The sequence below is a fragment of the Vibrio sp. DNB22_10_4 genome (assembly GCF_052879755.1).
The window spans coordinates 24,862-32,544 of record NZ_JBNNXW010000023.1; the positions used below are offsets into that span (position 1 = coordinate 24,862).

General features: G+C 46.2%; 7 protein-coding genes. 6 read left to right on the plus strand and 1 reads right to left on the minus strand.

Annotated features, from left to right (window positions below; all coding sequences use genetic code 11):
* Window positions 1–23: 23 nt before the first annotated feature.
* Window positions 24–1,316: an ATP-dependent RNA helicase RhlB gene (gene rhlB / locus ACVA6Q_RS23685; RefSeq protein ID WP_353497535.1), complete on the minus strand. Its 1,293-nt coding sequence runs from the start codon at window positions 1,314–1,316 to the stop codon at window positions 24–26.
* A 108-nt stretch (window positions 1,317–1,424) separates the two neighbouring features.
* On the opposite strand from rhlB, the gene trxA reads away from it, so the two are divergent.
* From trxA to fre, 6 genes are all read left to right on the plus strand, one after another.
* Window positions 1,425–1,751, plus strand: a complete 327-nt coding sequence (gene trxA / locus ACVA6Q_RS23690) for a thioredoxin TrxA (protein WP_042478899.1) — start codon at window positions 1,425–1,427, stop codon at window positions 1,749–1,751.
* A 192-nt stretch (window positions 1,752–1,943) separates the two neighbouring features.
* A complete protein-coding gene (rho, locus tag ACVA6Q_RS23695; protein WP_252012937.1) occupies window positions 1,944–3,203 on the plus strand; it encodes a transcription termination factor Rho in 1,260 nt (419 codons plus the stop codon).
* Between the two features lie 129 nt (window positions 3,204–3,332).
* Complete coding sequence (locus ACVA6Q_RS23700) at window positions 3,333–4,331, plus strand: hypothetical protein (RefSeq protein ID WP_446649110.1); 999 nt, start codon at window positions 3,333–3,335, stop codon at window positions 4,329–4,331.
* Between the two features lie 97 nt (window positions 4,332–4,428).
* Complete coding sequence (gene ubiD, locus ACVA6Q_RS23705; protein WP_446649111.1) at window positions 4,429–6,294, plus strand: 4-hydroxy-3-polyprenylbenzoate decarboxylase; 1,866 nt, start codon at window positions 4,429–4,431, stop codon at window positions 6,292–6,294.
* A complete protein-coding gene (locus ACVA6Q_RS23710) occupies window positions 6,291–6,563 on the plus strand; it encodes a 2Fe-2S iron-sulfur cluster-binding protein (protein WP_042478889.1) in 273 nt (90 codons plus the stop codon). The genes ubiD and ACVA6Q_RS23710 overlap by 4 nt, the downstream gene beginning before the upstream one ends.
* Before the next feature lie 12 nt (window positions 6,564–6,575).
* Window positions 6,576–7,289 (plus strand): NAD(P)H-flavin reductase, encoded by a 714-nt coding sequence (gene fre / locus ACVA6Q_RS23715; RefSeq protein ID WP_353497538.1) that lies wholly within the window; start codon window positions 6,576–6,578, stop codon window positions 7,287–7,289.
* The last annotated feature ends 394 nt before the right edge of the window (window positions 7,290–7,683 follow it).

A 7,683-nucleotide genomic window follows, 5' to 3' on the forward strand; every position in this document is an offset into this window, starting at 1 on the left:
TGCTTATGTCAGATCTCGGTCTATTAAGACCTTGGTGATCTTGGCCTTCTTTGAGGCTTTCTGTTTGATGGTCGTGAACCACCTGTATTAGTGCGACGAGGGCCTGAGTTGCGGCTCTTCATAACAAGTGGAGCAGGCAGCTCGGTCAACAGTGCGCTTGAGTCATAGTCAGACACTGGGATTGAGTGCTCGATATACTCTTCAATCGCTGGTAGGTTGATCGCGTATTCTTCACAAGCAAAGCTGATTGAGTGACCACTTGCACCAGCACGACCTGTACGGCCAATACGGTGAACGTAATCTTCACAGTCGTCAGGTAGGTCGTAGTTGAATACGTGCGTAACTTGAGGAATATGTAGACCACGCGCTGCAACATCCGTTGCAACCAGAATGTCTACATCGCCTTTTGTGAATTGCTCAAGGATCTTTTCACGCTTCTTCTGCGGAACATCACCAGTCAAAAGACCAACGCGGTGTCCGTCAGCGGCAAGGTGACCCCACACTTTTTCACACTTATGTTTAGTGTTGGCAAAGATAATGGCGCGATCGGGCCACTCTTCTTCCAAAAGCGTTTGCAGTAGAGCCATTTTTTCATTGTTCGATGGGTAGAACAGCTCTTCTTGAATGCGGTGACCCGTTTTTTGCTCAGGCTCAACAACCACGTGCTCAGGGTTATGCATGTGTTCGAACGCTAGCTCTTGTACACGGTATGACAAGGTCGCAGAGAACAGCATGTTGAGACGGTCTTTAGGCTCAGGCATACGGCGGAACAAAAAGCGAATGTCTTTAATAAAGCCAAGGTCGAACATACGATCGGCTTCATCAAGAACCACAGCTTGAATGTTGTTGAGGTTAAATACTCGTTTCTTATAAAAGTCGATAATACGACCACAAGTACCGATTAGGATATCGACACCATCTTCAAATTTCGCTAGCTGTTTGTCGTAGCTATCGCCGCCATACGCTAGTGCTGTTTTTAGACCCGTGCTTTCAATGAGCGGTTTCGCATCATTGTGGATCTGAATAGCAAGTTCGCGCGTTGGAGCCATGATGATCGCGCGCGGTTGTGTCGCTTTGCGGCCTTCATGTTCAGGCGTATTTAACAGATGGTTAAAGGTAGCAGTGAGAAACGCAAGCGTTTTCCCCGTCCCGGTTTGGGCTTGTCCTGCAATATCTTGGCCGGCGAGCAGTACCGGCAGCGCCAAGGCTTGGATCGGGGTACAGTATTCGAACCCTTTTTTTTCCAATCCTTCAATGATTTGGGGGTGCAACTCCAAATCGGCGAACTTTTGCTCTGTGATATGCGTCTTTTTCATCGGTATAGAATATCAGCTTAAGCTTGCAATACGAAGGTAAATACATTCCAATAGGAGATCTAATTGTTGGTGATTATCTCATCAATACAAAAAATATCGGAGTGAAAGATGAGTGAAAAGATTTTGCAGCTGACGGATGACGGTTTTGAAACTGACGTAATTAATGCTGCAGGCCCGGTTCTTGTTGACTTCTGGGCGGAGTGGTGTGGTCCTTGTAAGATGATTGCCCCAATCCTCGATGAAATCGCAGATGAGTACGAAGGCAAACTCACTATCGGCAAGCTTAACATCGACCAAAACGCAGGTACTCCACCTAAGTTTGGTATCCGTGGCATTCCAACGCTACTACTTTTCAAAGATGGCGGAGTGGCAGCAACTAAGGTTGGCGCACTGTCTAAAACTCAGCTAAAAGAGTTCTTAGACGAGAACTTATAATGAGAAGTAACGAAAACCGTGTATCTTAACAAATACACGGTTTTGTTTTTTTCAAAGCTAGACTAGACTCTTTTTTAGTGATAATTTATCGCACGTTAATTAAACAAGTGTTCACTTCTTGGTCGATCCTGTGACCAAATCCTTCTTAACAACAAAACAGATCCTATTTTGACTAAACAAACATCCACCACAATGAACTTAACAGAATTGAAGAACAGACCTGTTTCTGAGCTCGTTAAACTTGGCGAATCTCTTGGTCTGGAAAACTTAGCTCGTCTGCGTAAGCAAGACATCATCTTCGCCATCTTAAAAGCCCATGCGAAAAGTGGTGAAGATATCTTTGGTGACGGGGTCTTAGAGATTCTTCAAGATGGTTTTGGTTTCCTGCGTAGCGCAGACAGTTCATACCTTGCTGGCCCAGATGATATCTACGTTTCTCCAAGTCAGATCCGTCGTTTCAACCTGCGTACAGGTGACTCGATTGCCGGTAAGATTCGACCACCAAAAGATGGCGAGCGCTATTTCGCACTTCTAAAAGTAAACACTGTTAACGCTGACAAGCCAGATAACGCGCGTAACAAGATCCTGTTTGAAAACCTAACCCCTCTGCATGCTAACGAACGCATGACTATGGAGCGTGGTAATGGCTCAACAGAAGACATCACCGCACGTGTTCTTGATCTCGCGTCACCAATCGGTAAAGGTCAACGTGGTCTCATCGTTGCACCACCTAAAGCGGGTAAAACCATGCTGCTGCAAAACATCGCGCAGAGCATTGCCCACAACCACCCTGAGTGTGAATTGATGGTGCTTCTTATCGACGAACGTCCGGAAGAAGTAACCGAGATGCAGCGCCTAGTTAAAGGTGAGGTAATCGCATCTACGTTTGATGAGCCAGCGTCTCGCCACGTTCAGGTTGCTGAAATGGTTATCGAGAAAGCGAAGCGTCTTGTTGAACACAAGAAAGACGTGGTTATCCTACTAGACTCTATCACTCGTCTAGCTCGCGCTTATAACACTGTTGTACCTTCATCAGGTAAGGTTCTTACTGGTGGTGTTGACGCTAACGCACTACACCGTCCTAAGCGTTTCTTCGGTGCAGCTCGTAACGTAGAAGAAGGCGGTAGCCTAACTATCATCGCAACAGCGCTAGTGGATACTGGTTCTAAGATGGATGAAGTTATCTACGAAGAGTTTAAAGGTACAGGTAACATGGAACTGCACCTAAACCGTAAGATTGCCGAAAAGCGTGTGTTCCCAGCGATTGACTTCAACCGTTCAGGTACCCGTCGTGAAGAGCTACTGACGAAAGCAGATGAGCTACAGAAGATGTGGATCCTACGTAAGATTGTTCATCCAATGGGTGAAATCGATGCGATGGAATTCCTAATCGACAAGCTTGCAATGACTAAGACTAATGACGAGTTCTTTGACGCAATGCGTCGCCAGTAATCGTTAATCGCGACCGCAAAGCGGACAACGAGTCTCAAATTTTAAACGTCACCCTTAAGGGGTGACGTTTTTGTTTGCACTTCCCCTGTTTCACGCGCACAATACTGAGTGTGTTAACAGGAGGTTAATATGCTACAAGGATGGTTAGCGTCGTTACTCCTCGTATTGGTTGTTTCATTCTCACAACCGGTGCACGCGTCTAAGGAAATGACGCAGCAGGAAGTAGAACGCTGGTTGCAAAGCCAAGTGGTACTGCAAAAAGTTGACGATTTTTTATTGTTGGTGGAACAAGATGACACCGACGGCCTTAAATTTGCGTTAAATAGACTCGCGTTACCTCAGCAAGAGGTGGCGAGGTTTTTGTTGCTCAAACATATTGAAGACAACGAACGTATTCTTTCCCCTAAAATGGCCATTTTCGTTCAAGGCCAAAAATCCCTGCCGCCTACTTACACTATGCTTGAGCGTGGTGATGGTTATGAGTTTTCTATTCCTGCGTTTAACTACCCAGCTATTTCTGCGCGATTGATTAAGCGTTGGAACAGTGATCAGAAAACCTTGGAGTTTATTCTACAGGCCGAAAGTGAGCAGTTGGTATTGCGTGATTGGCTATCTGAGGGTAGCGATTATGAGCGTAAGATCCGCGAGGACTTATTGGTCAAAGAGTTTGACAGCTTGTCACCGAAAGCGAACGCATTTATTAGTCAGCAACTTACCGAAACTAATATCACCGAGTGGTTGCCTTCAACTCGCGTATTGGTGCGAATGGCTCAAGTGAATGAAGACGCAGCCTTATATGACTTACTATGGAAAATGCGCGCAGATTATCATAGCCAAGTAGAATTAGAGAGGCTGGCGAGTCTTTCTTCTCCATTTGCTCAGCAACAAATCATGGCGGCTGCTCGTAATCCGAGCCTAAAACGTCAGGCGATCACTGAACTTGCTCAAATCACGCCACTACCGAATGAAGTGAAAACCTTCTTGGTGACACGAATGACCAAGGTGGAAGACGCCAGTTTTGTCGCCAGTCAATTGGCGCAGAATGGTCATGGTGGATGGGTGAGGGATGTGTTGTCGACCAACAGCCAGGTGAAAGCGAGTTTGGTGTTGCAAGCCCTGTCTAACTAACTGAATTTTTTTAGCTTATCAACATCACAGAGGACATTTCGCCCGATGATAGATTTGCGTATATAATGGTACCTTCTTTCAAGGCGAAGTATCCCCTATGATTTACAAGGACTTACGTGATTTCACTCAGCACCTGGAAAGCCAGGGGCTGCTTAAGCGCATCTCATATCCCGTCGACCCTGATTATGAAATGACGGAGATCAGCGACAGAACTCTGCGAGCGGGTGGACCTGCTCTGCTGTTTGAAAACCCGGTTGGCTATGACATGCCGGTGTTGACCAATTTATTTGGTACCCCTGAGCGTGTAGCGATGGGAATGGGACGACAGCAAGTATCAGAGCTTAGAGAAGTAGGCAAACTGCTGGCCTACCTCAAAGAGCCTGAGCCTCCTCGTGGATTTAAAGACGCAATCAATAAAATTCCTCTATTTAAGAAAGTGCTGCATATGCCAGCCAAACGGCTACGTAAAGCTGCTTGCCAGCAAGTCGTTTGGCAAGGTGATGAGGTCGATCTTGATAAAATCCCTGTAATGAGTTGCTGGCCTGATGATGTCGCACCCTTGCTAACGTGGGGACTAACGGTCACCAAAGGACCGAACAAGAAGCGTCAAAATTTAGGTATCTATCGCCAACAGAAGATAGCCAAGAATAAGATCATCATGCGCTGGCTCGCGCATCGCGGTGGTGCGCTTGATCTAAGAGACTGGATGGAAACTAATCCAGGAAAACCGTTCCCGGTATCGGTCGCATTTGGCGCCGACCCGGCTACCATCCTTGGGGCGGTCACACCCGTACCTGATACTTTGTCTGAATATGCCTTTGCTGGCTTGCTGCGTGGCGAACGTACCGAAGTGGTCAAATCGGTTAGCAACGATCTTGAAGTGCCAGCGAGCGCCGAAATTGTCCTTGAGGGTTACATTGATCCGCAAGAGTTTGCCGATGAGGGTCCGTATGGAGACCACACTGGCTACTACAACGAAAAAGAAAAGCACCACGTCTTTACAATTACGCACATTACTATGCGTGAAAACCCTATCTATCACAGTACTTATACAGGTCGTCCACCAGATGAGCCGGCTGTACTGGGGGTGTCGTTGAACGAAGTCTTCGTGCCTATCTTGCAAAAGCAGTTCCCGGAAATTGAAGATTTCTATCTTCCGCCAGAAGGATGTTCGTATCGTATGGCGGTGGTAACAATGAAGAAGCAATACCCGGGGCACGCTAAGCGCGTCATGATGGGGGTATGGTCTTTCTTGCGACAGTTCATGTACACCAAGTTTGTGATTGTATGCGATGAAAGCGTCAATGGCCGCGATTGGCAGCAAGTCACGCAAGCCATGAATGACCATATGGTACCGAGTCGCGATACCTTGATGATCGACAGCACGCCGATAGATTCTTTGGACTTTGCATCGCCGGTTACGGGTCTAGGTTCCAAAATGGGACTGGATGCCACGATTAAGTGGGATGCAGAGTTGGAGCTGGAGGCGGCGAAGTATCAAACAACACAAGATATCGAACGCTCGAATAGTTGGGATGAAACCTTATTGGCGAAACAGGTTACAGCTCAATATCCAGAGGTGACTGACTTGTATATTGCACCGGGAACGGGTACAAATCGTATGGTACTGCTGACTCTAGATAAGCAACGCGCAGGTCAAGCTATTGAGGTGATGGAAGGAGTAGAGGCTATACTCTCACCTTATCTGGCGACTAAGTTTATCGTTGCCTGCGATCAAGACGTGAATGTGCGTGATTGGAATGATGTGATTTGGGCGATCACTACGAGAATGGATCCGTCCAGAGATACATTGCTGGTCAACGATAGCACCTCTAGAGCATATTTAGATGCAACCAATAAACTTGAAGACGAAGTGACTCGTGAGTGGGGCATACCAATTAAAAAAGACCCTGCATTGGTTGCAAAGATAGACAGCATTTGGGATGAACTAAATATCCTATGACTAAGCGAGTAGTGCTCAAGCCTCAGAACCTTGAGTTTATAGTCGAAGAAGGGCAGACAGTGTTAGAGGCTGCGCTCAACCAGAATCTTGCTTTTCCTCACCGCTGTATGGTGGGAGCCTGCGCTTCTTGTTTATGCCGTATCGAGTCAGGTGCGGTGGACTATGATTTGGAACCATTACTTACCGAGAAAGAAAAGCAGCAAGGCTGGATGTTCTCCTGTCTTGCATATCCAAAGAGTGATTTGGTGATCACCTTTGGAGACGAATAAAAGAGATAAACCATGACCATCAATTGTAAAGTTAAGTCTATTGAGCCTTTAGCAGCGAATACCTATCAAATTTTGCTGCACCCAGAACAGCCTGTTAGCTTTAAAGCAGGTCAATATTTAATGGTAGTAATGGGTGAGGCCGACAAGCGTCCTTTCTCTATTGCTAGCAGCCCTTGCCGTCATGAAGGCGAGATCGAACTCCACATTGGTGCTGCGGAGCATAATGCTTATGCGTTAGAAGTGGTTGAATCAATGAAGCATGCACTTGAAGTGGGTGGCGACATTCAGATTGATGCCCCTCATGGCGAAGCGTGGATTCGTGAAGATAGCCAACGCCCAATCTTATTGATTGCTGGTGGCACGGGTTTTAGCTATGTACGTTCTATTCTTGATCACTGCATTAGCCAAAACATTGCTCAGCCTATTTATCTCTATTGGGGTGGTCGTGATGAGGCTCAGCTATATGCCAAACAAGAGCTGGCTGACATCGCTAATGCTCATGAGCGCATTCAGTTCATTCCAGTTATTGAAGAGACACTTTCTGAGTGGACGGGCAAACAAGGCAACGTACTTCAAGCGGTCAGTGACGATTTTGATTCACTCGCAGACTTCGATATCTATATAGCAGGCCGTTTTGAAATGGCTGGCGCTGCACGTGAACAGTTCACGCAAAACAAGCAAGCGAAGTCTGATCACATGTATGGTGATGCGTATGCATTTATCTAATTGTTAGTGATTTGCGGCTAAAAGGAGAGTTTTTATACTCTCCTTTTTGTTTTTTGATGGTATTTCAATCAAAAGAACGTTTTTTTTAAAAAATATTGAAAAAGGGGTTGCGCGGCTTCTCATTCTCCCTATAATGCGCACCACACCAAACGGGAGGGCAGCAAAGCAAGAGCCCAACAGGTTTGGCGGGCAAAAAGCCTAAACGAAAATAATTTGGAAAAGTGGTTGACACGACAAGTTATCTAGTTAAAATGGCCGCCCACTTCGAGAGAAAAGCCGAAAGGCTCAAAAACGAAAGTTTAGCTTCTCGAAGAAACGTTCTTTAAAAATTTAAACCTATCAATCTGTGTGGGCACTCGTTGATGATAATCAAATTAGATACCTCGGTATCAAA

Bases quoted from the DNA above. Each gene is read 5' to 3' on its own strand.
- rhlB (WP_353497535.1), bottom strand. From the start codon at position 1,316: ATGAAAAAGACGCATATCACAGAGCAAAAGTTCGCCGATTTGGAGTTG.
- ACVA6Q_RS23710 (WP_042478889.1), top strand. From the start codon at position 6,291: ATGACTAAGCGAGTAGTGCTCAAGCCTCAGAACCTTGAGTTTATAGTC.
- rho (WP_252012937.1), top strand. From the start codon at position 1,944: ATGAACTTAACAGAATTGAAGAACAGACCTGTTTCTGAGCTCGTTAAA.
- ACVA6Q_RS23700 (WP_446649110.1), top strand. From the start codon at position 3,333: ATGCTACAAGGATGGTTAGCGTCGTTACTCCTCGTATTGGTTGTTTCA.
- fre (WP_353497538.1), top strand. From the start codon at position 6,576: ATGACCATCAATTGTAAAGTTAAGTCTATTGAGCCTTTAGCAGCGAAT.
- trxA (WP_042478899.1), top strand. From the start codon at position 1,425: ATGAGTGAAAAGATTTTGCAGCTGACGGATGACGGTTTTGAAACTGAC.
- ubiD (WP_446649111.1), top strand. From the start codon at position 4,429: ATGATTTACAAGGACTTACGTGATTTCACTCAGCACCTGGAAAGCCAG.